This is a genomic window from Amycolatopsis sp. NPDC006131, from assembly GCF_040614175.1.
Classification (GTDB): domain Bacteria; phylum Actinomycetota; class Actinomycetes; order Mycobacteriales; family Pseudonocardiaceae; genus Amycolatopsis_E; species Amycolatopsis_E tucumanensis.
This window is the reverse complement of sequence record NZ_JBEXTX010000010.1, coordinates 60,841-85,312: the sequence shown is the minus strand read 5'-3', so window position 1 is coordinate 85,312 and position 24,472 is coordinate 60,841. Positions and strand designations below refer to the sequence as shown.

The window sequence follows — 24,472 nt, the reverse complement described above, 5'->3', positions numbered from 1 at the left end:
ATAGGTACAGTGACGGGGTGGACACCTCGGAGCGGCTGATCCGCAGCACGCAGGAGCTGCTGCGGGACCGCGGTTACGTGGGCACCAGCCCGAAGGCCATCCAGCAGCACGCGCAGGCCGGCCAGGGCAGCATGTACCACCACTTCAGCGGGAAGCCGGACCTGGCGCTGGCCGCGATCCGCCGCAGCGCGGAGGAGATGCGGGCCGAGGCCGAGACGGCGCTCGCCAGTGGCGGCACCGCGCTCGAGCGCATCGACGCGTACCTCCTGCGGGAACGGGAAGTCCTCCGCGGCTGCCCGATCGGGCGGCTCGCGCAGGACCCGGACGTCGTGGCCAGCGAGGCCCTCCGGCAGCCGGTGCAGGAGACCCTCGGCTGGCTGCAGGAACGGCTCGACGGGGTGCTCGCCGACGGTGTGGCGCGCGGGGAGCTGCCCGCGGACCTGGACACCGGCGCCACCGCGGCCACCATCGCCGCGGTCGTGCAGGGCGGGTACGTGCTCGCCCGCGCGGCGGGTTCCGTCGATCACTTCGATCGTGCCATTGACGGCGCACGCAAGTTGCTTGGAGCGATTTCCCAACACCGTCAGTAATTTGGACGTTGTTTCACGGCCCCGGCTGAGTCACCTTCACCCGGTTGCGGTACAAATGCGCGCAACTGTCGGTATGCCTTCGCGTCCGAAAGGTGGGTCCGGTGAACGACGAAGTGTCGGTGGCCGAACTGCTTGAGCGCGAGGGCTGGACGGAACAGCCCCGCGCGCCGAGATCCCGGTTCCAGGTGATGGCGGTCATGCTCGCGGTCGTGCTGGGCTGCGGGCTCGCCGCGATCCTGGTCAAGGTCGGCGCAGACACCTCGCCCAACGACGACGCCGCGTTGTTCAGCCTTCCGGCCGGGCCGACCGGCGGCCTCGCCGGTGGCGGCGTCCCCGGAAACCAGAGCACCACCGAGCGCACCAACAGCTCGTCGCGGATCACGGTCACCAACGCCTCCCCCGGCGCCGGGAACGGCGGCGACATCGTGCCGTGGGCCACGAGGTCGCGCACCAGCACGTCCACCGAGACGGTCACCGTCACCGACTCCAACCTGCCGCCCGCGTCGAGCACCGACCCCGGCACCCCTGGCGATCCGACCGACCCCGGCCAGACGAGCGCCCCCACCGGCGGCACCAGCACCGGCGCGACCACGACCACCCCGTCCCGCACGCCGCCGAGTTGCATCCTGATCATCCTCTGCCGCCCGTAAGCTCGGCCGGGTGGAGATCTTTCACCTGCGTTACTTCGTCGTGGTGGCCGAGGAGCTGAACTTCTCGCAGGCTGCGCGGAAACTCCACATGGCGGCGTCGCCGCTGAGCCAGCGGATCAAGGACCTCGAACACGAGCTGGGGCACCGGTTGTTCCGGCGCAGCACCCACAGCGTCGAGCTGACCGACGCCGGCGCCGCGCTCCTCCCGCTGGCCCGCGAAGCACTCGAACACTTCAACGCGATCCCCTGGCGGCTACGCGAAGCCCTCGGCCCGCGGCACCGGATGGCGCTCATCGGCGTGCCGGCCGGGCTGCACCCGGACCTGCGCGCCCGCGTGCAGGAGCTGGAGGAACGCTGCCGCGACCGGTTCGACCTCAAGCGCTGGCCGGGCCGCACCAGCGACCTGATCGAGGCGGTGCACGACGGGCGGCTGAGCCTCGCGCTGGTCCGGCTGCCGGTGAGCGATCCCGCGCTGGAGGTCGTGCGGGTGCTGTCGGAGCCGCTGGGCGCGGTCGTGCCCGCGGACCGGTTCGAGGGCCGAGACGCGCTGAGCCTCACCGACCTGGTGGACCTGCCGTACGTCCCGGTGCCGCCGGAGGCGCAGCAGGTGTATTTCGAACAACTGGACCAGGAACTGCGTGCGGCAGGCGTCAAGAAACGTCTCAAGCCGCCGCGAACGGACTATTCCGGGGTCGCCGAAATCGTCGCGAGCGGTCTCGGGTTCACCGTCTCGATGCTGGACCCGCGCAGTCCGATGCGCAACTACAGCGTGGAGAACGTGGCCGTGCTCCCGATCACCGATTTCCGCCCCGAGCTGCAGACCGGGCTCATTTGGCGACGTGACCGGGCCTGTCCGGGGGCGGAACTGGCCGGACTCGTCGCGGACGCCAGAGAAATTTTCCGGCAAATGGTATGACCACTGCGGTCATACCATTGTTCGCCCATTGATCATTCCCTTTCCCCGTTTTCGGACCTACCGTCGAATTGTCAGGTGAGGACGAGAACGAGGAGCAGTGATGAGTGGTCCACTCGACGGGATCCGGGTCATCGACCTCTCCACGGTGGTGATGGGCCCGTACGCCGCGCAGATCCTGGGCGACCTGGGCGCGGACGTGATCCGGATCGAGGCGCCGGGCGACTCGGCCCGCAACGGGCACTACCGCAACACCCCGGGGATGACCGCGCTGGCGATGGCGGTGAACCGCAACAAGCGCAGCGTGGCCCTGAACCTCAAGGACGACGAGCAGCGCGCGCGGGCGCTCGACCTGATCGACACCGCCGACGCGCTGATCACCAACATGCGCCCCGGCGCGCTCGGCAGGCTCGGCCTGACCTACGACGAGCTGTCCCGGCGCAACCCGAAGCTGGTCTACGCGCACGCGCAGGGTTTCCGCGGCGACTCCGACCGCGCGGGCCACGCCGCCTACGACGAGACCGTCCAGGCCGCGTCCGGGCTGGTCGACATCGCGAACCGCGCGCTGGGCAAGCCGGTGTACCTGCCGACGATCCTCGGCGACAAGGTGTCCGCGCTGACCATCGCCTACTCGGTGCTCGCCGCGCTGCTGCACCAGCAGAAGACCGGGCGGGGCCAGCACGTCGAGGTCCCCATGACGGACACGCTGATCGCGTTCAACCTGGTCGAGCACCTCGCCGGGCACACGTTCGAGCCGCCGTCGGCGCCCACCGGGTTCCCGCTGTCCATGGGGCAGGGCCACCGCGCGGTGCGCACCAAGGACGGGCTGGCGTGCGTGATCCCGTACAACCCGCAGAACTTCCGGGACTTCTTCGCCGCGGCGGGACGGCCCGAGCTGACCGAGGACCCGCGCGTGAACGGCGACTACGTGGACTCCGCGGACAAGGACGCGCTGGCCGACCTGATCGAGGAGTGCGCCCCGGCGCTGACGACCGCGGAGTGGGCGGAGGTGTGCGCGAAGCACAGCATCCCGATGGCGCCGGTGCTGGAACTCGACCGCGCCGACGAGGACCCCTACGTCCGCGACGGCGGCCTGATCCGGCTGGTCCAGCACCCGACCGAAGGCCCGGTCCGCACGGCCGGCATCCCGGTGCGGTTCTCGGAAACCCCGGCAGAGATCCGCCGCCTGCCCTCGGCACCCGGCGCCGACACCGAAGAGGTGCTGCGCGAGGTGAGCGGACGATGAAGGCCACCGACGTCGCGCGGCGCCACACGACTCCGCTGACGAACCCGGCCTACGCGCCGGTCGTGCCGCGGTTCACCGACCGCGAGTACCTCAACGTCGTCTACCGCACCGATTTCGACGCCCTGCGGGCCGTCGTCCCGGAGCCGCTGGAGATCGACGAGCCGCTGGTGCGCTTCGAGGTCATGCGCATGGGCGACGTGAGCGGCTACGGCCCCTACACCGAGGCCGGGCAGGCGATCCCGGTGCGGCTCGGCGACGAGCGCGGCGAGTACCTGCACGCGATGCACCTGGACAACTTCCCGGCCACCGCGTCCGGCCGCGAGGTCAGCGCCTACCCGAAAACCGTTGGCGCGCCACAGTTGTACGTCGACCACGGCGCCCTCGTCGGGACGCTCGACTACGGCACGCTCCGGGTCGCGACGGCGACCATGGGCTACAAGCACCACCCGCTCGACCCCGCCGAAGCACGCGAGCAGATCGCCGTCCCGACGTTCATGCTCAAGATCGTCCCCGGTTACGACGGCCGTCCGCGCGTCGCGGAACTGGTCCGCACCCGGATCACCGACGTGACGGTCAAGGAGGCCTGGACCGGTCCCGCGCGGCTGCAGCTGTTCGAGCACGTTCTCGCCCCGCTGGCCGACCTGCCCGTGCGGGAGGTCGTCTCGGCGAGCCACGTGCTCACCGATCTCACCCTGGCGCCGGTCACCCCGGTGCACGACTACCTGGAGGCGTCATGAAGATCGCGGTGATCGGCGCGGGCACGATCGGGCTGTCCTGGGCCGCCCTGTTCGCCGCGCACGGGCACGAGGTGCGGGTCAGCGATCCGCGGCCGAACCTCGCGGACGCGCTGGGCGACCTCGACGTGCACATCGCGGACTCGGTCGGCGAGGCCGTGCGCGACGTGGACGTGGTGCAGGAGAACGGACCCGAGCGCCTGGACTTCAAACGCGAGCTGTTCGCCCGGCTGGTCGCCGAGGCGCCCGCGCACGCGCTGCTGCTCAGCTCCTCGTCGGCGATCCCGTCCAGCGAGTTCAGCGCGGATATCGACGGCTCGCGTGTCCTCATCGGACACCCGTTCAACCCGCCGCACATCATGCCCCTGGTCGAGGTCGTTCCCAACCCGCGCACGAAAGAAGAAGCCGTGCAAGAAGCCGTGGAGTTCTACCGCTCGCTCGGCCGCGTGCCGGTCGTCGAGCGCAAGGAGGTGCCCGGCTTCGTCGGCAACCGCCTGCAGAGCGCCCTGCAGCGCGAGGCGATCCATCTGGTGCAGGAGGGCGTGGTCGATCCGGCCGGGCTGGACGAGGTCGTGGTCAACTCACTCGGCCTGCGCTGGGCGGCGGTCGGGCCGTTCCTCGGCGCGCACCTCGGCGGTGGTCCCGGCGGGTACCGGCACCTCGCGACGCACATCGGCGCGTCGATGAACCGGATCACGCCCGGGCAGCCGGACCCGGCAGCCACCGAGCGCGTCATCGAAGCCGTGGAGAAGGCCTACGGCGACAAGGCATACACCGATCTCGCGGCGGAGCGCGACCGCAAGCAGCTCGCGATCCTCGCCGCCCGAGGACAAGGAGACACCGAATGAGCGCCGACTTCTACGGCTACGAAGACCTGCTGTCCGAAGAGGAGCGCAAGACGCTGCTGAAGGCCCGCGACTTCATGCGGACCGAGGTGAAGCCGCTGGTCAACTCCTACTGGGCGCGCGGCGAGTTCCCGCGCGAGCTGATCGGCAAGTTCCGCGAGCTGGGCCTGGCCGGCGTGGCCTACGAGGGCTACGGCGACCCGCTGCCCCGCGGCAGCCACCTGCTGACCGGGATGCTCGCCGCGGAGTACTCGCGCGTCGACCCGTCCGTGGCGACCTTCTTCGGTGTCCACAACGGACTCGCGATGTACAGCGTGTACGCGGGCGGGGACCAGGAGCAGCGCGACCGCTGGCTGCCCGCCATGGCCGCGATGGACAAGATCGGCGCGTTCGCGATGACCGAGCCGCTCGGCGGGTCCGACGTGGCGGGCGGCATGCGCACCACCGCGAAGCGGGAAGGCGACACCTGGGTGCTCAACGGCGCCAAGCGGTGGATCGGCAACGCCACCTTCGCCGACCTGGTCGTCGTGTGGGCGCGGGACGTCGACGACAACCGCGTCAAGGGGTTCGTCGTGGAGACCCCGGCCGAGGGCTTCGTCCCGGTCAAGATCGAGAACAAGGTGGCGTTCCGCATCGTCGAGAACGCCGAGATCACGCTGAGCGACGTGCGGGTGCCGGAGACGAACCGGCTGCGGAACATCCGCTCGTTCCGGGACGTCGCCGAGATCCTGCGCGCCACCCGCGGCGGCGTCGCCTGGCAGGCGCTGGGCGTCATGATCGGCGCGTACGAGGCCGCGCTCGCGTACGCGAAGGAGCGCAAGCAGTTCGGCAAGCCGATCGCCGGCTTCCAGCTCGTCCAGGACCTGCTGGTCAAGAGCCTGGGCAACATCACCGCGTCGTGGGGCATGCTGGTCCAGCTGGCCCGCCTGCAGGACGCCGGGATCTTCCGCGACGAGCAGTCGTCGCTGGCGAAGGCGTTCGTCACCGCGCGCATGCGCGAGGTGGTGGCCTGGTGCCGTGAGCTGCTCGGCGGCAACGGGATCGTCCTGGACTACGACGTGGCCCGGTTCTTCGCCGACGCGGAGGCCATCTACTCGTTCGAGGGCACCCGCGAGATGAACACGTTGATCGTCGGCAAGGCCGTCACCGGCCAGAGCGCGTTCGTGTAGTAGATCTCGCATCACAGATCAATAACTCTCAGCAACGAAATCCCCCTTTCAGGCGAAGAGAAGTCGTACGCCTGGAAGGGGGATACATGCACTCTCGGTGGTTAGCCAAACGCTTACTCGCGTTCATCGGGACGGGACTGATCACGTTGGGCCTGGTCACGGCGATCTCGGCCCCACAGGCCGCCGCCGCGCCACCGCCCGGCTTCGTGCTGCTCGACCAGCCGACCGGTCAGAACGCCTTCGACCTCACCGACTTCGCCTACCTGCCGGACGGGAGCTACCTGAGCACCGGCAAGAGCGGCAAGCTCAACTGGACCTCCACGGACGGCAAGACCACGCGGACCCTGCGCACCCTGACCGTGCGCAACCAGGGTGACCTGGGTCTCGTCAGCGTCGCCGTGGCGCCCGACTACGCCACGTCGAAGGCCATCTACCTGATCCGCTCGGTTCCCAACGGCACGACGTTCACGCTGCGGCTGGCGAAGTGGACGGTCACCGGCTCCCCCGACCCGACCGGCATCACCGGCGAGCAGACGCTGATCGACATGCCCGGCGGGTCCGATGTGCACGGTATGACCGGTCTCATCGCGGCCGACGACGGCACGCTGTGGGTGTCCATCGGCGACAACTCCGACTACACGCGCGTCGACGAAAACGCGCTGAAGACCCTGGACGTCAACGCCCTCAACGGCAAGGTCCTGCACATCAACGCCAACGGCAGCGGTGTGCCGACCAACCCGTACTACGACGCGGCCAACCCCACGGCGACCCGCAGCAAGGTGTTCGCGAGCGGCTTCCGCAGCCCCTTCCGGTTCACGCTCGACCCCAGCAGCGGCCTGCCCGTCGTCGGTGATGTCGGCTGGAACGAGTGGGAGGAGCTCGACCTGGTGCAGCCGGGGCGCAACTACGCCTGGCCGTGCTGGGAGGGCAACCACCGCACCCCCGGCTACGCGGACCTGCCCGGCTGCGCGTCGGTGACCAACAGCGCGCCGCTGTGGGAGTACCACCACGGTGACGCCTCCAACCAGGGCAACAGCGTCACGGCCGGCCTCGTCTACACCGGATCCAGCTACCCGGCCGAGTACCAGGGCGCGTTCTTCTTCGGCGACTACGTCGGCAAGAAGCTGTGGACCGCGCGCTGGAACACCGCGGGCACCCTGACCCAGGCGCCGCAGGACCCGCCGCTGGCCACCGACATCGGCGGCCCGGTCAAGTTCGCCGCTGCCCCCAACGGCGACGTCGTCTACGCCGACATCTACACCGGCAACCTGCGCCGCCTCAGCTACGTCACCGGCAACACGACCCCGGTGGCGAAGGCGACGACCACCAGCGACCCGGCGACCCGCACCGTCACGTTCGACGCGTCCGAGTCGACGGACTACGACGGTGACACGCTCACCTACACGTGGGACTTCGGCGACGGCACGACCGGCACCGGGGTCACCACGACGCACACCTACGGCTCCGACGGCCCGTTCACCGCGACGCTGACCGTGCGCGACCCGCTCAACAAGGCCGGGACCACGTCGTTCACCGTCGCACCGGCCAACCACACGCCGGTGATCACGCTGACCGAGCCGTCCGCGCGGGACTTCGCGATCGGCGAGGCGGTGTCGCTGGCCGCGACCGCGACCGACACCGAGGACGGCGCACTGCAGGTCACCTGGACCTCCACCGTGCTGCACTGCCCGGAGGAGGAGACCTGCCACTCGCACCCCGGCGTGGGCGCCAGCGGCTCGACATTCAGCGTCCCGTTCACCGACCACCCGGACTCCCGGATGGTCCTGACTGCGACGACCACCGACAGCGCGGGCGTGTCCACCAGCACCAGCTACACGGCCTGGCCGCGCCAGCACCGGCTGACGCTGAAGTCGAACGTGCCCGCGTCGCTGCAGATCCCGTCCGAGGGCGGCGTGAACAGCGCGCTGGTGACCGAGGGCGTCACGCTCGACGTGGTGGCCGCGGAGACCGCGTCCGACGGCGCGTCCAAGTTCACCGCATGGGAGAACGGGTCCACCAGCCGGACGCGGACGCTGACGGTCACCTCGGACCTGACCCTGACCGCGACCTACGCGACGGCGATCGACCAGCGCTACAACAGCGACGCCGCCGTGCGCTCGCTGCTCGGCGCTCCGACCGCGCCCGAGGTGCAGGACGGCAACGTCAACTACCGCGTGTACGCCAACGGCCGGATGTACTGGTCGGCTCAGACCGGCGTGCACGAGGTGCACGGCGCGATCCTGGGCAAGTACCTGGAGCTGGGCGGTCACACCCGCTTCGGCGCGCCGACGACCGACGAGCTGACCACGCCGGACGGGGTGGGCAAGTACAACCACTACGTCGGCACGCCCGGCACGCTGACGGCGTCGATCTACTTCTCGCCGAACACCGGCACGCACGCCATCTGGGGTGTGATCCGGGAGAAGTGGGCGGAGAAGGGCTGGGAAGCCGGCCCGCTCGGCTACCCGACGACCGATGAGCTGGTGACACCGGACGGCATCGGCCGGTACAACCACTTCAGCAAGGACGGCTCGATCTACTGGACGCCTGCCAACGGCGCCCACTCGATCTGGGGCCTGATCCGGCAGGTGTGGCAGCAGACCGGCTGGGAGGCCGGCCCGATGGGCTACCCGGCCACGGACGAGCTGATCACGCCGGACGGCATCGGCCGGTACAACCACTTCGACAAGGCGGCGTCGATCTACTTCTCGCCGTCGACGGGCGCGCACGAGATCTACGGTGCGATCCGGGCGCGGTGGGCGGCCCTGGGCTGGGAGACGTCGTACCTCGGCTACCCGACCACGGGTGAGTTCGCCGCGGACGGCGGCAGGCGGAACAACTTCCAGCGGGGCTACATCCAGTGGTACCCGAACGGGACCGTGATCGACCGCCGGTACTGAGTTCTGATGCGAAAAACCGCGCTCCCCGCCGCGTGCGGGGAGGGCGGTTTTTCGTTGCTCAGTAGTAGAAGTGCAGGGTGTCGAGCAGGCGGTGGTCCGGTTTCGGGTCGCCGAGCTCGATCGCGACCTCGGTGATCAGCGCCTGGGTGAGCGCCGTCAGCGCGGTCAGCGAGCGGCTGTGCGAGACGCCGCTGGTTTCCGCGAACAACGCCACCTCGGCGGACTCCACCAGCGGCGACGCGGCGTTGTCCGTCAACGCCACCACCGGCAGCCCGGTCTCCCTGGCGTACCCGGCGACCCGGACCGTGTCGGCCGCGTATCGGCGCACCGAGAACACCAGCAGGACCTCGTCCTCGCACAGTTCCTTGAGCTCGTCCGGCAGCGAGCCGCCGCCGAGCCGGTGCACGGCGGGCAGGATCTCACCCAGCCGCTGCGCCGCCAGGTCCGCCACCGGCCGGCACTCGCGCAACCCCATCACGTGCACGCGCGGCGCCCGCGCGAGCAGTTCCACCGCCCGCAGCCACGACGACCGCTCCAGGTGGCTGAAAGTGCGCGAGAGGTTGGTCTGTTCCTGTTCCAGCACCGCGGAGAGCAGGCCGCCCGGCTCCGGCTCGGCGGCGTGCTCGGTGCGCCGGGCCACCTGGGCCTGCTCGGCCACCCAGGTGCGGCACAGCTCCATGATGTCGGGGTACCCGGTGAGCCCGAGGGAGTTCGCGAACCGCGTCACCGTCGACTCGCGGATCTCCAGCAACCGCGCGGCTTCCGAGATGCCGCGGTAGGCCGTGCCCTCCGGGTCGGCGAGCAGCAGGTGGGCGAGGCGCAGCTGCCCCGAGGCCAGTTTCGGCAACCGGCTCCGGAGCAGTTCCGCCAGCTCCTGGTAGCTCCCGGGGGCCTTCACACGCGCAACTCCACGACCGTGACGCCGGCGCCGCCGACCGGGTCGTCCATCGCCATCAACGCTGCCGGTGCTTCGTCCAGCGTGATCCGGCGGCCGATCAGCGCGTTCAGGTCCATTGTGGATCGTTCGACCATCGCCAGCATCTCCGGGTACTCGTGGGCCTGGATGCCGTGGCTGCCGAGGATTTCCAGTTCGTCGGCGATCACGCGGTGCATCGGGATCGGCGGGATGCCCTGCCCCGGCGGCATCAGCCCGACCTGGACGTGCCGTCCGCGGGGCCGCAGGCTCGCCACCGAGGCCGCGCAGGTCTGCGGCAGGCCGACGCAGTCCAGGGAGACGTGCGCGCCGCCGCCGGTGATGTCGCGGATGGCGGCGGCGGTGTCCTGGCCGGCGTCGACAGTGGCTTCCGCGCCCAGTTTCGCGGCCAGCGCAAGGGCTTCGGGCGAGAGGTCGACGGCAACGACCCGCGCGCCGGCGGCGACGGCGAGCATGACCGCAGAGATGCCCGCGCCGCCGCAGCCGTGCACGGCGACCCACTGGCCCGCGGTCGTCCGCCCCTGCCGCAGCACGGCGCGGAAAGCGGTGCCGAAGCGGCAGCCGAGCGCCGCGGCCGTGCTGGACGCGAGGTCATCGGGCAGCCGGACGAGGTTGACGTCGGCGTGGTCGAGGGCGACCAGCTCGGCGAACGATCCCCAGTGCGTGAACCCGGGCTGGGTCTGGTTCACGCAGATCTGCTGGTTGCCGGTGACGCACTGCTCGCACGTGCCGCAGGCGCACACGAACGGGACGGTGACGCGGTCACCGGGTGACCAGTGGCGCACCCGGTCGCCGGTCGCGACGATCCGACCGGCGAGCTCGTGGCCGGGCACGTGCGGGAGGGTGATGTCGCTGTCGTGGCCGCGCCAGCCGTGCCAGTCGCTGCGGCACACGCCGGTCGCCTCGACCGCGACGACCACGCCGTCCGGGGCCGGCGCCGGGTCGGGCACGTCGCGGACCTGCGGTGGAGCTCCGAACTCGGTGAAGACGACTGCGCGCACCCCGACACCCTACGTGGCGTCAGCGGCCCTTGAGCAGCTCCACGATCGGGGCGAAGCGGTCGGCGTAGCCGGAGTTGATGGTGATGTAGGAGATGCCCAGCTCGTCGCGGCGGCGCAGGAGGGTGTCGGCGGCCTGCTGCGCGGTGCCGGGCAGGACGCTGACGGAGCCGTGCGCGACCAGGTCGGCGATCGTGGTGCCGATGTAGCGCTCCAGCCACGGCGCGGGTTCGTCGCCGACGGCGAGCAGGTTCATGGCCAGTTCGACGTCCCGGCCGTGCGCGGCGTCGTGGACGGCGCGGACCAGTTCCCGTGCTTCGGCTTCGGTGGCGCGGGGCTGCCAGGCCATGGTGACGACGTCGGCTTCCCGGCCGGCGAGTGCCAGCATCTTCGGGCCGCCCGCGGCGAGGAGGAGCTTGGGGCGGTTCGCCTGCTCGTTGAGGTGCCGCACGGTTTCGGCGATGTGCGCGACCCGCTCTTTCGGTGTCCCGAACTCGCGGCCGAGCCGGCCGAGCGTGGCTTCGGCGCCCGGGCGGCCGGTGCCGAGGCCGAGTTCGAAGCGGCCGCCGGTGAGCCGGTGCAGGCTTTCCGCCTGCCAGGCCAGCAGCCGCCGGTCGCGGAACCCGTCGACGGCGACGAACGTGCCGACGTGCAGTTCGGTGGTGACGGCCGCGGCGGCGGACAGGGTGGTGAAGGGGTCCAGACCGCCGAGCGGGTCGGGTGAGAGGAGCGTGTCGAAGCCCTGGATCTCGGTGCGACGGGCGAGGGCGGTCCAGTCGGCGAGGTGGGTGATCTGCCCGGCGACGAGGCCGAAGCGGAAGGGTTTGTCAGTCATGCGGCCGATGGTGGACCCGTGGGCCTCGTCACCGCGTCCGTTCGTCGTCGGCTCTGCGGCCTACGTCGGGAGGCGCACGGTCAGAAGACGGCGACGCTCAGCGCCTGCGCGATTTCCTTGCCCAGCGCGTGGGTCGCCGCTTCGGCGCCCGAGCCGACCTTGACCACGAGTGAGCCGCCGAAGGGCTGCCGTTCCACCACTTCGATCCGCTCGCCGAGGGCGATGGCGTGGTCGGCGAGGTAGCGCAGCATGTCCGGGTCGGTGTCCCACACGCGCACGATCTGGCCGACCGCGCCCGGCTCCATCTCGTCGAGCAGGCGGGTCGGCACCTCCTCGACGCTGCCGTCGGCGGCCGGGATGGGGTCGCCGTGCGGGTCGCGGACCGGGTTGCCGAGCTTGGCCGCGATGCGTTCGATGAGCCGGTCGGAGACCGCGTGTTCGAGCGCGTCGGCCTCGCCGTGGACCTCGTCCCAGGTGTAGCCGAGTTCCTGCACCAGGTAGGTCTCGATGAGCCGGTGGCGCCGCAGGACACCCCGCGCGAGGCGGCGGCCTTCGGGGGTCAGCTCGATGCCGCGGTAGGGGACGTGCTCGACGAGGCCCTGCTGGGCGAGTTTGGTGACCATGCCGGACGCCGACGAGGGACTCACCTCGAGGCGGCCGGCCAGGGTCGTGTTGGTGACGGCCTCACCGCGCTCGACCAGGCCGTAGATGACCCGGATGTAGTCCTCGATCGACGAGGAGGACGAGCGGTGCGGACTGTCAGGCATGCTAATAACTCTACGTGCGGCCCCCGGTGGGAGTCAGCCTTGCCTAACTCCCCGGGGACCAGCGGTAGCGGATCCAGCCGGGCACCGGCTGGGCGCCGAGCTGGGCGTAGAAGGCCGCGGCGCGCTCGTTGCCCTCCTGCATGTCCCACTCGACGCGCCCATCGGTGCGCGCCCGCAGCGCGGCGAGCAGTTCGTTGCCCAGCCCGTGGCGGCGGTGCTCGGGGCGGACGTACAGGTCGTCCAGCCAGATGCCGGGGCGCCCCTCCCAGGTGGAGAAGTTCCAGGAGCAGAAGGCCATTCCCGCGACGGTGTCGGAGCCGGGCGGTTCCGCGATGAGGACCCACGCCTTGGGCTCCGGACCGAACAGGTGCTTGGTCATCTCGGCGCGGTCCAGGGTGAGCGTGTCGTTGCCCTCGTAGCGGGCGTGCTCCTCGATGAGCGCGCAGATCTCGTCGACGTCCCTGACCTCGGCTTCTCGTACCGGCATGTGACCCATGCTATGCGGCGTTTTCGACCAACCGGAGGCCGTGGGTGATCCGGTCGCGCTAGTCTCTGCTTGAACTGCGTTCCACACGGGGGGTAGGGAACAGATGACAGAGGGCAACGGGCAGGCCTCAATGGGGCCGACGGTGGGCGCGGGCCTGAGCGCCGTGGGAGGCGCCGGGTACCGCTTCGACCCCGACCAGATCGCCGAGCTGATCCCAAAGTGGGAGGAGCTCCGGGACGGTCTTGATGACGACCAGGCGAGGCTGAACGTCGCAGGCCTGCAAGCCTCTGCTCCGTCCGCTGATCAACCGGCGCAGGCCAACGCCCTGCGGATCAGCGCATCCATCCGGGCGGCGACCGAACACAATGCGAGTTTGCGTCGCTACGCTCAGGCGTGGATCGATACCCTGAAGAAGGCGAACGGCAGTTACCAGGAGCAGGACGACGAGACCCGCCGTGGCCTGAACCGGACCACCGGGGCGGCTGACGGCAGCGGGCTCTACGAGTAGGGGAACGAGTGAGCAAGTTCAGGACACTGACCGGCGCGACCCTGGTGAGCGCCGTACTGTTCGCAGCAGCAGCCTGCTCGGACGGCGGGGCGGAGGGGACCTTTCCGAGCGGAAATCCGGGCAGCACGCCCCCGGATCCGCCCTCTACCAGCGAAGGAACGACTGGCTGGGGGAACACGGCACCTCGCGTGACGGATCAGCTCGATCCTGCCGGACTCGTCGACAGCCCGTGCGAGAGCCTCACCGCCGAACAACTCGACCAGCTCGGGGTCACGGGCGAGGGGAAGGAGACGACCCTCAGCGCGAACGGCGTCAAGGGGTGCGACTGGAAGTTCGGCGCCAACCTCGAGTGGAAGATCCAGGTGGCGTACGTGGTACCCGACAGCAAGAACGGCCTGCAGAACGTGTACGACCAGAACGCGGCGGGCTTGTTCCAAGGCGGCTACTTCGTTCCCACCTCGGTTGCCGGCTACCCCGGCGTATTCAGCAACCAAGCTGACACCCGTCCGGATGGCCGGTGCGATCTCGCCGTCGGCATCAACAGCCAGATGTTGCTCACCTCTGCGGTGACCGGCGACGTCGGCAAGGACAATTGCAAAGCAGCGTCGAACGTCGCCGATCGAATTGTCGCGACCATCAAGGCCGGGGGGCGTTGATGACGGGTGCGGTCTTGGGATCTACCGGTTCACTCACCGGCATGACCGGGCAGCAGATCTACGAGAACTTCATCAAAGCGCCAGGACCTCGCGGCCTTCAGGAGGCCAGCGTGAATCTCAGCACCGTCATGGAGAAGTACAAAACCCGCAGCGAGCAAATTCAATCGCTGTCGGAAATGATGCGCCAAGGTTGGTCCGGAGGCGCCTCGGACGCGGCATCGCATAGTGTCGAGAAATTGGGCCTGTCACATTTCGAAGCGGCCAGCGCCATGAAAACCGCAAGCGAGCTGATTGACAATCAGAGTCAGGCCTTCTTCGACACCAAGAACAAGGTCGTCCCGGTGCCGGAGGTTCCGCAGATCCCTCCGGGGCTCAAGGAGATCATCGGCCACTCGAACGGCGACCTCAGCCAGATGGTGAAGGTCGCGGCGGCGAACGCGGCCGCCAAGCAGAACGTCGAGGCCATGCAAGCCTGGTCGACCACCTCGGGCGACAACGGCGCGAAGATGCCGACCACCTACGGCACCCTCGACGCCGGCGTCCTCGGTGTCACCCAGGGCGCCCAGCCGGGCGGCAGCGTCGACATCCAGAACAAGCCGACCAGTGACGGGCCGCGCTTCGGGGGCGCTGGGGGTGCCTCCCGAGGCGGCGGTGGCGTCACCGGCGGCACCTCGTCCCTGTCGGGGCCCTACCAGGCCCCGGCAGGTCAGATCCCGGGCGACGGGCGCACCGTCGCATCCGACGCGGCCTACGCGCCGCCCTCGGCGGGCTCCTACAACCCTCCTCAGCAGGGCGGCTACGGCGGCGGCAGCAACTACGGCACCCCCGGCGCGTACGGCGTCCCCGGGTACGGGAACGCCGCGGGTTATCGCGGCGCCAACCCCGCGGGTGGGCCGGGCGCTGGAGCGGGCCGGGCCGGCGTCGGCTCCGGACGGGGCTTCGGCGCGGGTGGCGCTGGCCGTGCGGGCGGCTTCGGGGCAGGTGGCGCGGGCCGTGGCGGTGGCTTCGGTCCCGGCAGCGGCGGCAACCCCCTCAGCGACGGCAAGCGCTTCGGCGCCGGGAACCCCGCCGCGGCGAGTGAGTCGTTCGGCCGTGGCGGCGCCGGTGCGGCCGGGCGGAGTGGCGCCGCCGGCAGTCCGGGCGCCATGGGCGCCGGCGCGGGCAACCGCGGCAAGGGCGACGACGACGGCGAGCACCAGCGGAAGTACATCGTGGACGAAGACGAGCACTTCCAGCTCACCGCGGAGGGCGAGAAGGCCGTCGACCCCGTCACGGGCATGACCGTCTCCCCGCCGGTACTCGGCCAGTAACGCCATGTGGTTCGCCGAACCGGAACGGTTCCAGGTCGACCTCCTCGCGGCCATGGTCGCCAAGGTCACCGGCGCCGAACTGCACCTCGCGCTCGCGCCGCAGGCCGTGTGGCGCCCCGACGACGCCGATCTCGCCTTCAGGCGCGCCGCCGACGCCGCCCTCGCGCGCTTCCACGTGCCCACCCGCGACGAGCCGACGTTCGCCGACCTCGCGCGCCTGCTCTCCACCCCCGCCGAGGCGCGGTTCGGGTGGCTGTCGGACACCACGCGGGGCGTCAACATCTCCACCCTGGTCGCCGCCGACCAGCGGTTCGGGGTCGTCGCCGTGCGGGACGGGCAGGAGGTCTCGGTCCGGACCTTCCAGCGCGACCGGCTCAGCAAGGTCCTCGCCGACGTCCTCCCCCAGGACGTGCGCAAGTCCCCGGAGCCGTCGCTGACCGTGCTGCGCAGCGAGGTCCGCGGCGCGCGCCGGGCCGAGCTGAACGGCACCCGGCCCAGCCGGGCGGTGATGCGCGCCGACTACCTGGCCTCGCTGGAGCCGTACTTCATCGCCGAACTGCACGCCGAGGTCCGCGACCACACCGGACAGCCCCGGCACCCGCGATTCCCGCTCCGGGTCTACGACAACGCCGAAGGCCGGTGGACCGTCCAGGCGAAACCGCACTACGACGACCAGCTCCTCCACTTCGCACCCGCCACGGCCACCGACGTTGCCGACCGCCTGGACGAGCTGCGCCACGAGCTGAACTGAGCGAAGGGGCCACTCACGCCCGCGCGAGAGGCACAGTCGCGCAGGGGCGGGGGTGGGGCAGGCGGCAGGGGGTCAGGGCAGACCAGGGCCAGGGCCAGGGCCAGGGCCAGGGCGGAGCGCGTGGCGGCGGGAGCGGCCGCGATCGCACGAGTGACACTCTCGTAACGCCACGAGAGGCACAGTTGCGCAGGAGGCAGGGGCAGGCGGACAGGCCAGGCAGACCAGGGCCAGGGCAGGCAGACCAGGGCCAGGGCAGAGCGTGAGGCGGCAGAAGCGGCCGCGATCGCACGAGCGGCACTCTCGTGACGTCACGAGAGGCACAGTCATGCAGGGGCCAGGTGGTGATGAGGGCCGGCCGCTGAACGCCGCTCGAGGGTTCAGGCGCAAGTGCAGCCAAAGAGGGCGAAGCCGGGTGGAAACCAGGCCCGACCGAAGACGGAGCCCAGGCAGAAGCGGGCCAAGCGCAAGCACGGCCGACGCGCGGAAGCAGGACCGCGCGGGCGGCCGAGCGGACCGGGTGGTCGCCGACGCCCGAAGAGCAAGCCACCCACCGCACCCATAGCCGATCGATCGATCGATCGCCTAAGCTCCTCCCATGACCTCGGTGGACCTCGAGATCGACGAAGGCGTCGCGCACATCTGGCTCAACCGGCCGGACCGCCTCAACGCCGTCGCGCCCGAACTTGTCGACGACCTCCTCTCCGCGCTGGACCGGACGACCGGCACCAAAGCCGTCGTGCTCGGCGGGCGCGGGCGGGCCTTCTGCGCGGGCCACGACCTGAAGGAAAACCCCCAGGGCGACTCCCGCACGCGCATCGAGCGCCTCCAGGAAGTCACCCGCCGGCTGCGCACCATCCCACAACCGGTCATCGCCGCCGTGCATGGGTACGCCATCGGCGCCGGAGCGGAGTTCGCGCTCGGCTGTGACCTCGTGCTCGCCGCCGAGGACGCCGTCTTCGCGTTCCCCGAGGCGAGCCTCGGCCTCAGCGTCACCGGCGCCGCGTCCCGCCTCCTGCCCCTCATCGTCGGGCCCCTCAAGGCGAAGGAACTCCTCCTCCTCGGCGAGCGCGTCGACGCCCGCACCGCCCACGAACTCGGCCTCGTCAACGCCGTCGTGCCGAACGTGCACGAGACGGCGCGCGACTGGGCCCGCCGCATCCCCGCCCACCCGGCCACCACCCTCGCCAAGCGCGCCCTCGACGCGGGCATCGACAGCGCTCTCGAACAGGCCCTCGAACTCGAGGTCAGCCACGCCCTGATCACCGAGCACCTGCCCGGCAACGCACTCGGCAGCCGCGCATGATCCCCGACGACCTGGTCGCCCTCACGAAACGCGCCGCGCGGAACTGGCCGGACAAAACCGCGTGGCTCTTCGACGAGACGGGCTCCCGCTTCACCTTCGCCGACATCGACCGCGAAACCGACCGCCTCGCCGGCAGCCTCGCCGCACTCGGCGTCAACCCCGGCGACCGCGTCGCCGTCATGCTCCGCAACGAGCCCGCCTTCCCCCTGCTCTGGCTCGCCCTCGCCAAACGCGGCGCCGTCCTCGTCCCCGTCAACACCAACTACCGCGAACTCGACGGCGCCCACGTCATCCGCCACTCCGGCGCCCGCCTCTCCATCGCCGCGCCGGAGTTCACCGACCTGCTCACCCGCATCGGCATCACCACCCGCACCCCGGACGACCTGCCCGCCGGCACACCGCCCGAGCACCACCCGGCCGCCGAGGCGCCCACCAACATCCAGTACACCTCCGGCACCACCGGCGCCCCCAAGGGCTGCGTCCTGCCGCACCGCTACTGGACCACCCTCGCCCGCAGCCTCGTCGACGACTTCCCCCACCTCACCGACGACGACACGATCCTCACCGCCCAGCCGTTCCACTACATCGATCCACAGTGGAACGTGGCGGCCGGCCTCGCCGCGGGCGCGACGCTCGTCGTGCTCGACCGCTTCCACCCCAGCACCTTCTGGGCGAAGGTCCGCGAGCACGGCGTCACCTGGTTCTACTGCCTCGGCCTCATGCCGACGCTCCTGCTGCGCCAGCCGGAGCACCCGGACGACAAGAACCACCGCGTCCGCTCGGTCATGGCCTCGGCCATCCCCCGCGACCGGCACGCCGAACTCGAAGCCAGGTGGGGCGTGCCCTGGTACGAGGCGTTCGGCATGACCGAAACGGGCGGCGACATCCGCGACCGCCCCGAGGACCACCGGCCGGGCAGCGGCAGCATCGGCCGCCCCATCCGCGAACGCGAGGTGGTGATCGCCGACGACGACGGCAAGCCGGTGCCCCGCGGCCGGACCGGCGAGCTGCTCATCCGCGGCGTCGGCCTCATGCACGGCTACCACGACGACCCCGAGGCGACCGCCCGCGCCTTCCGCGGCGGCTGGTTCCACACCGGCGACCTGGCCACAATGGACGCCGAGGGCCGGGTCCACTACGTGGGCCGCACGAAGGACATGATCCGCCGCAGCGGCGAGAACATCTCGGCCGACGAGGTCGAGCGCGCGCTCCTGCTGCACCCCGCCGTCGCGCTGGCGGCCGTCATCGCGGTGCCCGACGACCTGCGCGGAGAAGAAGTCAAAGCCTTCATCGTGCCTGCGAAGGACACCACCCCGGACGAGCTGGCCGAACACTGCGCGTCCCAGCTCGCCTACTTCAAGGTCCCGCGCTACTGGTCGCTCACCGCGGACCTGCCGCGCACCCCGTCGGAACGCATCGCGAAGGGCAAGCTCGCCGCCCTCGACACCCCGACTTACGACCGGGTGGCGGGCACATGGCTCTGACCACCGAGCAACGCGTCCGCCGCGCCGCGGTCAAGCTGTTCGCCGCCAAGGGGTTCCACGGCACCGGCATCCGCGACCTGGCCCAGGCCGCCAAGATCTCCAGCGCGAGCCTCTACCACTACATGGGCACCAAGGAGGACCTGCTCGTCGACATCATGCGGGAGTGCCTCGACCGGCTCCTGCTGGCCGCGCGCCGGGCCCTGGACACCGTCGACGACCCGGCCGACGCGCTGTCCGCCCTGGTCACGCTGCACGTCATGGCCCACGCCGCCCAGCCGGACGAGACCCGCGTGGTGGACAACGAGGTCAGCGCCCTGTCCCGGGCCCCGCGGCGGCGGATCGTGGCGCTGCGGGACCAGTACGAGGCCATCTGGGCGGACACCATCGACAAGGGTGTCTCGGCGGGCGTGTTCGACGCCCCCGAACCGGCCGTGACCAGGCTCGCCCTGCTGGAGATGTGCACCGGCGTCGCCCGCTGGTACTCACCACGCGGTCCACTGCCGCTGGACCGCCTCGCCGCCCGATATGCCCAGCTCGCGCTGCGCATGCTGGGAAGCCCGGCGTCCCCCGGCGGCGACGGCGCCGAACGGGCCCGCGAGGTCGCCGCTGAGGTGTGGCGCATACGGCCCTAGCTGGGGTCTTGCCGACTCGGCCGGGCTGAGGGACCCTCGAAGGGTGACTGAGCGAACGATCCAACTGGAATTGGATGAGCAGGGTCTCGCACTGGGCCTCCCTGCACCGTCCCACCCTCAGGATCATGTACACGATGTGCCCTACCGCCCCGTCCAGTTCCGTGACGACGACCTGCCCACCGCGCTCGAGCGCTGTGCGCACTGGCTCAGGTCGGCACAGGAGTGGCTGGGCGAGCCGGTGGATGTGGTCTCCATCCACCTCGACTACGACGACCGCGAAGGCGCGCCGTACTACGACCTGAAGCTCCTCTGCAACGAGGAGGACCTGGCCGGGGCGCCGCGCGCACTGCGGGACGCCGCCAACGAATCCTGAGTCAGTTGTCAGATCCCTCGGGGCCGCCTCCGGAACTTTCCGGGGGCGGCCCTGAGGGTTGTTCTCAACCCAGCGCGCCGCCGACCTTGACGTGCCCCTTCAACAGGTTCCGGGCGATGGTGCGGCGCTGGATCTCGTCCGTGCCCTCGTAGATGCGCAGCAGGCGCAGCTCGCGGTACCACCGCTCGATCGGCAGCTCCCGCGTGTAACCCATGCCACCGTGGATCTGCAGCACGCGGTCGACGATCTCGTTGGCCTTGATGCCGCCGTACAGCTTCGCGATCGACTGCGCGTGGCGGGAGTCCATTCCGGAATCGACCTGCCAGGCCGCGTGCAGCACCAGCCAGCGCAGCGCTTCCAGCTCCATACCGGAGTCCGCGATCATCCACTGGATGGCCTGCCGGGTCGCGATCGGCGCGCCGAACGTCTCACGCGTGTTGGCGTGCTCGATCGCCATCGAGATCAGCCGCTCGCAGGACCCGATCGCGCGAGCCGGCAGCAGGTAGCGGCCGCGGCCGATCCACTGCATCGCCAGCGCGAAGCCCTGGCCCTCCTCGCCGAGGATCTGGCTCTCCGGGACGCGCACGTTGTCGAACACCAGCGACGCCGGGCCCCACTCGCCCATGGTGTCGATCGGCTCGGACTTCCAGCCCATGTCGCGGTCGACGAGGAAGCAGGTGACGCCGCCGCCCGCCCCCTTCTCCGGGTCGGTCACGGCGAACACCATCACGAAGTCGGCCTCGTTGCCGCCGGTGATGAACGTCTTCTCGCCGTTGATGATCCAGTCCGCGCCGTCCTTGCGGGCCGAGGTGCGGATGTTCTTCGCGTCGGAGCCGGCGCCCGGCTCGGTGATCGCGAAGCACGACTTGCGCTCGCCGGAGATCGTCGGGAGCAGGTAGCGCTCCTTCTGCTCCTCGTTGGCGTGGAACAGGATGTTGTCCGCCGCGCCGCCGAAGCGGAAGGGCACGAAGGTGCGGCCGAGCTCGGCCTCCAGCAACGCGGTCATCACGGCCGACAGGCCCATGCCGCCGTACTCCTCCGGGGTCTGCACGCCCCAGAAGCCGGACTCCTTCGCCTTGAGCTGCAGCGCGGTCAGCTCGTCCGAGGTGAGGCCGGGTTCGCCGCGGCGTTCGCGGCGCAGCACCTCCTGTTCGAGCGGCATCAGCTCACGCTGCACGAACGTGCGCACCCAGTCGCGCACTTCCCGCTCTTCGGTGCTCAAGCTGAAGTCCATCGTCGGCCCTCCTACTAAGCGCTTGCTTACCTGTCAGGCTAGCGCACGCCGGCTCGTTCCCGGAATGGCGTTCGGCGAGGAACCCACCCAGCGCGGCCGTGATCCGGTCCGGCCGTTCGACCGGCGGGAGGTGACCGGTGTCCGGCAGGTCGAGCCGCCGAGCTCCGGTGATACCCGTGCTGAGCAGGCCGGACACCTCCTGGATCTCCGGCACGTCGAGGAGGCCGTTGACCACCAGCGTGGGCGCCACCACCTCGGCCAGCCGGCCGGCCGGGCCCGGTTCCAAATGGCGTTCGGTCCGCTGCGGCCCGGTCCAGGTCCGCCGGAAGACGCCGCGGAGCATGTCGAGGACGAGTTCGGACGGTTCCGGCACGAGGAACCGCGCCTGGGCCAGTGCCATCGCCTCGACGTCGGCCGGGTCGGGCGCCCGGGTCCGCGCCGCGTAGGCGCGCAGCCGCTCGGCCGGCACCGCGCTGTGCACCTCGCGCGCGGCGCGGGCGCGCATCGACTCCGGCCACTCACGGCCGGACAGCCCCGAGCAGATCAGCACCAGACCGCTGACCCGGTCGGGCGCCGCGAGCGCGGCCTCCAGCGCGTATGAGCCGCCCATCGAGCAGCCGACCAGGGCCGCCCGGCCGACGCCGAGCACGTCCATCAGCCCGAGGAGGTCCTCGTAGTGGCAGTGGTCGCCGACGGCATCGCTGGAGTCGCCGAAGCCGCGCTGGTCGTAGCGGATCACCCGGTGGGTGTCGGCGAGCCCGTCGAACTGGGCGGCCCACATGCGCCGGTCGGCCGCTCCGGCGTGCACGAAGACCACCGGCGGGCCCGCGCCGGCCTCGTCGTAGGCCAGGTCTGCCCCGTTCACGTGAACCAGGTTCATGACGGCCAACGTAGGAGGATCATCCGCTGTTCGCGCCCGTGTTCGCGCACCGCGTAGGTTTGGGGGCGTGATCGAGTGTGCGGTGTGGTGGGCGGTGCCGCTGCCGAACGAGCCCGGGTACCTCGACCTGCTGGACGACGTGGAACGCGGACGGCACGCCGGCTACCGCAAGGAGATCGACCAGCGGCGGTTCCTCACCGGGCGGGTGCTGGCCAAGACGGTCGCCGCCGAGCTGCTCGGTCGCGCGCCCCACGAGGTGTCCTTCGACGCGACCTGCGACGACTGCGGCAAGCCCCACGGCAGGCCGCGCGTGCCGGGCGCCGGGTTCGACCTGTCCATCTCGCACTCCGGCGAGCGGATTGGGGTCGCCGTGACCAGCGGCGTTCCGGTGGGCCTCGACGTCGAGACCGCCACCCGCCGCGCCGAGGACTCGCTGATCGCCTACGCGCTGAACGAGACGGAGGTCGCGGCGCTGGACGGCCTGACCGGCGCCGAGCGGGTGGCCGCGTTCTTCCGGTACTGGACCGGCAAGGAGGCGCTGATGAAGGCCACCGGGCGCGGGCTGCGGATCCCGCTGCAGAGCATCACGCTGGCCGGTCCGGACCAGCCGCCCCGGCTGCTCTCCTCGGCCGACCCGGCACTGGACCCGGCGCGGACACGGCTGGCCGACCTGGACCCGGGCGAGGGCTACCGGGCGGCGATCGCCGTGCTGAGCGACGACGAGTTGAAGGTCACCGAGCGCTGGTGGAGCCCTACAGCTCCAACCCCATAGCGCGCAGCAGCGTCTGGAACTTCGCGGACGTCTCGTCCAGCTCGGCCTTCGGGTCGGACGCGGGCACGATCCCCCCGCCGGCGTACAGCCGCAGCCGCGACGAGGACACCTCGGCGCAGCGGATCGACACCGCCCACTCGCCGTCGCCGTTGGCGTCCATCCACCCGACGGTTCCGGCGTAGTACCCGCGGTCGAACGGCTCCAGCTCGCCGACCAGCTGCCGCGCGTCCTCGGTGGGCGAGCCGCAGATGGCGGGCGTCGGGTGCAGCGCGCCGGCCAGGTGCAGCGCCGTCACGTCCGGGTCGGCAAGCTCGCCCGTCACCATGGTGCTCAGGTGCCACATCGTGGGCGTCGACACGAGCGACGGGGTCCGCGGCACGTGCAGGTCGCGGCAGAACGGCCGCAGCGTCTCGACGATCGCCTCGGTCAGGACCGCGTGCTCGACGTGGTCCTTGCGCGAGGCGGCCAGCCGTTCGGCGTTCTCCCGGTCGGTGACCGGGTCGGCCGAGCGCGGCGCGGACCCGGCGTGCGGGTGCGACACGACGCGCCGGCCGCTGCGGGACAGCAGCAGCTCCGGCGTCGCGCCGATGAGGGACCGCCCGCCGGGCAGGGCCGCGGCGAACGTGTAGCCGTGCGGGTTGTCCTTGACCAGGTTGTGCAGCACGGCCTTGACCGGCACCTCGCCGGAGAACTCCAGGTCGAGGGCACGCGCGAGCACGACCTTGCGCATACCGCGATCGGACAGGGCCCGGACGGCGCGGGCGACCGCCTCCGCGTGGTCGACCGGTTCGGGCACGGCCCGGACGACGTCCGGGCCGTCGACGGCCATCCGCGGCAGGTCAGCGGCCGCGGGGTGCGCCGGGGCGGCCACCTGGACCGCCTCGGGCACGACGAGGTGCCCGGGCGTCGCGGTGGTGTCGAAGGGCAGGACACCGACCGCGAGCGACCCCGGGGTCCCGGCCAGAGCGGCCGGGACCGCGTCACCGAGTGCCGGCACATCGGTGCCGGTGAAGGTCAGCCGGGAGCCGGACCCGAAGATCGTGTGCCGTGAGGTGGCGAAGTAGAAGTCGCCTGGCGTGTACTCCTCGAGCGTCTCCCTGGCATCCACACCCCCATTGTGCTCCCGCTCAGGCGGCGGCGAGCGGAAGTGTCACGGGCGCAACACTTCGCCGCCGACCTGCGGAAACGGTTACTTGAGGGCGTCGATCAGCGCCGCGCGCTGGCGCTCGCCGAGTCCGCCGGCCCGCCGGTCCGGGTCGATCCCGGCCTTCTCCAGCAGCGCGGCGACCTTGACGGCGCCGAGCCCGGGAACCGCCTTCAGCAGCTGGGTGACCTTGGTCTTGCCGATCGTCTTGTCGTCCTTGGCCTTCGACAGCACCGTGTCGATCGACTGCTGACCGGACTTGATCGACGCGAGCAGCTCGGAGCGAGCCTTCCGGGCCTCGGCCGCCTTGGCCAGGGCCTCCGCACGCTGCTCCGGGGTCAACGTGGGCAGAGCCAA

The 24,472-nt window shown here is 70.9% G+C and carries 26 protein-coding genes; 17 read left to right on the top strand and 9 right to left on the bottom strand.

Annotation, left to right across the window (positions count from 1 at the left end; all coding sequences use genetic code 11):
* Positions 1–17 precede the first annotated feature (17 nt).
* The 8 genes from ABZ215_RS08700 to ABZ215_RS08665 all read left to right on the top strand — a co-directional run bounded on the left by ABZ215_RS08700 (position 18) and on the right by ABZ215_RS08665 (position 9,047).
* A complete protein-coding gene (locus ABZ215_RS08700) occupies positions 18–590 on the top strand; it encodes a TetR/AcrR family transcriptional regulator (protein WP_354948837.1) in 573 nt (190 codons plus the stop codon).
* Positions 591–691: 101 nt separating this feature from the next.
* Positions 692–1,240 (top strand): hypothetical protein, encoded by a 549-nt coding sequence (locus ABZ215_RS08695; RefSeq protein WP_354948835.1) that lies wholly within the window; start codon positions 692–694, stop codon positions 1,238–1,240.
* A 10-nt stretch (positions 1,241–1,250) separates the two neighbouring features.
* Entirely contained in the window at positions 1,251–2,156 is a 906-nt protein-coding gene (locus ABZ215_RS08690; protein WP_354948833.1) for a LysR family transcriptional regulator, read from the top strand.
* Positions 2,157–2,256: 100 nt separating this feature from the next.
* Positions 2,257–3,399: a CoA transferase gene (locus tag ABZ215_RS08685; protein WP_354948831.1), complete on the top strand. Its 1,143-nt coding sequence runs from the start codon at positions 2,257–2,259 to the stop codon at positions 3,397–3,399.
* On the top strand, positions 3,396–4,136 hold the full coding sequence (locus ABZ215_RS08680; protein WP_354948829.1) for an acetoacetate decarboxylase: 741 nt from the start codon (positions 3,396–3,398) through the stop codon (positions 4,134–4,136). The genes ABZ215_RS08685 and ABZ215_RS08680 overlap by 4 nt, the downstream gene beginning before the upstream one ends.
* Complete coding sequence (locus tag ABZ215_RS08675) at positions 4,133–4,981, top strand: 3-hydroxyacyl-CoA dehydrogenase NAD-binding domain-containing protein (RefSeq protein ID WP_354948827.1); 849 nt, start codon at positions 4,133–4,135, stop codon at positions 4,979–4,981. The genes ABZ215_RS08680 and ABZ215_RS08675 overlap by 4 nt, the downstream gene beginning before the upstream one ends.
* Complete coding sequence (locus tag ABZ215_RS08670) at positions 4,978–6,147, top strand: acyl-CoA dehydrogenase family protein (protein WP_354948825.1); 1,170 nt, start codon at positions 4,978–4,980, stop codon at positions 6,145–6,147. Before ABZ215_RS08675 ends, ABZ215_RS08670 begins: the two co-directional genes overlap by 4 nt.
* A gap of 146 nt (positions 6,148–6,293) precedes the next feature.
* Positions 6,294–9,047, top strand: coding sequence for a PQQ-dependent sugar dehydrogenase (locus ABZ215_RS08665; protein WP_354948823.1), 2,754 nt, complete (start codon positions 6,294–6,296; stop codon positions 9,045–9,047).
* A 58-nt stretch (positions 9,048–9,105) separates the two neighbouring features.
* Here the strand turns inward: ABZ215_RS08665 and ABZ215_RS08660 are convergent, their stop codons facing one another.
* From ABZ215_RS08660 to ABZ215_RS08640, 5 genes are all read right to left on the bottom strand, one after another.
* Positions 9,106–9,945 carry a MurR/RpiR family transcriptional regulator gene (locus tag ABZ215_RS08660; protein WP_354948821.1) on the bottom strand — a complete coding sequence of 280 codons (840 nt, stop codon included), beginning with the start codon at positions 9,943–9,945 and terminating at the stop codon, positions 9,106–9,108.
* The gene (locus ABZ215_RS08655) at positions 9,942–10,982 is read right to left on the bottom strand and encodes a zinc-dependent alcohol dehydrogenase family protein (RefSeq protein ID WP_354948819.1); all 1,041 of its coding nucleotides are present in this window, start codon (positions 10,980–10,982) and stop codon (positions 9,942–9,944) included. The genes ABZ215_RS08660 and ABZ215_RS08655 overlap by 4 nt, the downstream gene beginning before the upstream one ends.
* A gap of 19 nt (positions 10,983–11,001) precedes the next feature.
* Positions 11,002–11,814, bottom strand: a complete 813-nt coding sequence (locus ABZ215_RS08650) for an LLM class flavin-dependent oxidoreductase (protein WP_354948817.1) — start codon at positions 11,812–11,814, stop codon at positions 11,002–11,004.
* Between the two features lie 80 nt (positions 11,815–11,894).
* On the bottom strand, positions 11,895–12,581 hold the full coding sequence (locus ABZ215_RS08645; RefSeq protein ID WP_020416828.1) for a metal-dependent transcriptional regulator: 687 nt from the start codon (positions 12,579–12,581) through the stop codon (positions 11,895–11,897).
* 43 nt (positions 12,582–12,624) lie between these two features.
* Positions 12,625–13,068, bottom strand: coding sequence for a GNAT family N-acetyltransferase (locus ABZ215_RS08640; protein ID WP_354948815.1), 444 nt, complete (start codon positions 13,066–13,068; stop codon positions 12,625–12,627).
* Between the two features lie 103 nt (positions 13,069–13,171).
* On the opposite strand from ABZ215_RS08640, the gene ABZ215_RS08635 reads away from it, so the two are divergent.
* From ABZ215_RS08635 to ABZ215_RS08600, 8 genes are all read left to right on the top strand, one after another.
* Positions 13,172–13,576 carry a hypothetical protein gene (locus tag ABZ215_RS08635; protein WP_354948813.1) on the top strand — a complete coding sequence of 135 codons (405 nt, stop codon included), beginning with the start codon at positions 13,172–13,174 and terminating at the stop codon, positions 13,574–13,576.
* An 8-nt stretch (positions 13,577–13,584) separates the two neighbouring features.
* Positions 13,585–14,232: a DUF3558 domain-containing protein gene (locus tag ABZ215_RS08630; protein ID WP_354948811.1), complete on the top strand. Its 648-nt coding sequence runs from the start codon at positions 13,585–13,587 to the stop codon at positions 14,230–14,232.
* A gap of 41 nt (positions 14,233–14,273) precedes the next feature.
* A complete protein-coding gene (locus ABZ215_RS08625; protein WP_354948809.1) occupies positions 14,274–15,542 on the top strand; it encodes a hypothetical protein in 1,269 nt (422 codons plus the stop codon).
* 4 nt (positions 15,543–15,546) lie between these two features.
* Entirely contained in the window at positions 15,547–16,293 is a 747-nt protein-coding gene (locus ABZ215_RS08620; RefSeq protein WP_354948807.1) for an ESX secretion-associated protein EspG, read from the top strand.
* Between the two features lie 595 nt (positions 16,294–16,888).
* On the top strand, positions 16,889–17,596 hold the full coding sequence (locus tag ABZ215_RS08615) for an enoyl-CoA hydratase/isomerase family protein (protein ID WP_354948805.1): 708 nt from the start codon (positions 16,889–16,891) through the stop codon (positions 17,594–17,596).
* Entirely contained in the window at positions 17,593–19,080 is a 1,488-nt protein-coding gene (locus tag ABZ215_RS08610) for an AMP-binding protein (protein WP_354948803.1), read from the top strand. The genes ABZ215_RS08615 and ABZ215_RS08610 overlap by 4 nt, the downstream gene beginning before the upstream one ends.
* The gene (locus ABZ215_RS08605) at positions 19,071–19,712 is read left to right on the top strand and encodes a TetR/AcrR family transcriptional regulator (protein WP_354948801.1); all 642 of its coding nucleotides are present in this window, start codon (positions 19,071–19,073) and stop codon (positions 19,710–19,712) included. The genes ABZ215_RS08610 and ABZ215_RS08605 overlap by 10 nt, the downstream gene beginning before the upstream one ends.
* A 43-nt stretch (positions 19,713–19,755) precedes the next feature.
* Complete coding sequence (locus tag ABZ215_RS08600) at positions 19,756–20,085, top strand: hypothetical protein (protein ID WP_026153533.1); 330 nt, start codon at positions 19,756–19,758, stop codon at positions 20,083–20,085.
* Positions 20,086–20,149: 64 nt separating this feature from the next.
* On the opposite strand, the gene ABZ215_RS08595 is transcribed toward ABZ215_RS08600, so the two are convergent.
* Both ABZ215_RS08595 and ABZ215_RS08590 read right to left on the bottom strand, forming a co-directional pair.
* On the bottom strand, positions 20,150–21,319 hold the full coding sequence (locus tag ABZ215_RS08595; protein WP_354948799.1) for an acyl-CoA dehydrogenase family protein: 1,170 nt from the start codon (positions 21,317–21,319) through the stop codon (positions 20,150–20,152).
* Positions 21,252–22,199 carry an alpha/beta hydrolase gene (locus tag ABZ215_RS08590; RefSeq protein WP_354948797.1) on the bottom strand — a complete coding sequence of 316 codons (948 nt, stop codon included), beginning with the start codon at positions 22,197–22,199 and terminating at the stop codon, positions 21,252–21,254. Before ABZ215_RS08590 ends, ABZ215_RS08595 begins: the two co-directional genes overlap by 68 nt.
* Positions 22,200–22,266: 67 nt before the next feature.
* Here ABZ215_RS08590 and ABZ215_RS08585 point away from each other — a divergent pair, with 67 nt between their 5' ends.
* Positions 22,267–22,971: a 4'-phosphopantetheinyl transferase superfamily protein gene (locus ABZ215_RS08585; protein ID WP_354948795.1), complete on the top strand. Its 705-nt coding sequence runs from the start codon at positions 22,267–22,269 to the stop codon at positions 22,969–22,971.
* On the opposite strand, the gene ABZ215_RS08580 is transcribed toward ABZ215_RS08585, so the two are convergent.
* Both ABZ215_RS08580 and mihF read right to left on the bottom strand, forming a co-directional pair.
* Complete coding sequence (locus ABZ215_RS08580) at positions 22,952–24,079, bottom strand: isochorismate synthase (RefSeq protein WP_354948793.1); 1,128 nt, start codon at positions 24,077–24,079, stop codon at positions 22,952–22,954. The two genes, ABZ215_RS08585 and ABZ215_RS08580, sit on opposite strands and share 20 nt — an antisense overlap.
* 81 nt (positions 24,080–24,160) lie before the next feature.
* Complete coding sequence (gene mihF, locus ABZ215_RS08575; protein WP_026153534.1) at positions 24,161–24,472, bottom strand: integration host factor, actinobacterial type; 312 nt, start codon at positions 24,470–24,472, stop codon at positions 24,161–24,163.